This window comes from Streptomyces lushanensis, from assembly GCF_001700515.1.
Lineage (GTDB): Bacteria > Actinomycetota > Actinomycetes > Streptomycetales > Streptomycetaceae > Streptomyces > Streptomyces lushanensis.
Window position 1 is genome coordinate 1 of the sequence record NZ_MAUD01000683.1, and the last position, 587, is coordinate 587.

1 protein-coding gene and 1 pseudogene are annotated in these 587 nt (G+C 71.5%); both read left to right on the plus strand.

Annotation, left to right across the window (positions count from 1 at the left end):
• The coding region (locus BFF77_RS37635) for a pirin family protein (protein ID WP_425424467.1) at positions 1 to 269 on the plus strand (269 nt) is incomplete at both ends.
• 2 nt (positions 270 to 271) lie between these two features.
• A pseudogene (locus BFF77_RS37640) lies at positions 272 to 587 on the plus strand (pirin-like C-terminal cupin domain-containing protein); the annotation flags it as partial.

The window sequence follows — 587 nt, forward strand, 5'->3', positions numbered from 1 at the left end:
CATGGGCCTCCAGACGGTGAGCTGGCTGCACGACGGCGAGGTGCTGCACCGCGACAGCCTCGGCAGTCTCCAGACCGTACGCCCGCGTGAACTGGGCCTGATGACCTCGGGCCGGGCGATCTCCCACTCCGAGGAGAGCCCGCGACGGCATGCCCGCTTTCTGCACGGCGCCCAGCTCTGGGTGGCGCTGCCCGACGCGCACCGCCAGGTCCAGCCGCACTTCCAGCACCACGCGGACCTGCCCGTCGTCACCGCGCCCGGTCTCACCGNNGGCCCTCGCCCGCGGCGCCGAGGCGCGCCTGCCGCTGGAGCCGGACTTCGAGTACGCCGTCCTGTCCATGTCCGGCGAGGCCGAGGTGGACGGCGTCCCCGTACCGCCGGGATCCATGCTCTACCTCGGCTGCGGTCGCTCGGAACTGCCCTTGCGCGCGGAGTCGGACGCGGGCCTGATGCTCCTGGGCGGTGAGCCGTTCGAAGAAGAGCTGATCATGTGGTGGAACTTCATCGGCCGTACGCAGCAGGAGATCGAGGAGGCCCGCCAGGCCTGGACGGACGGCACGCGCTTCGGCGAGGTGGAAGGCTACGAC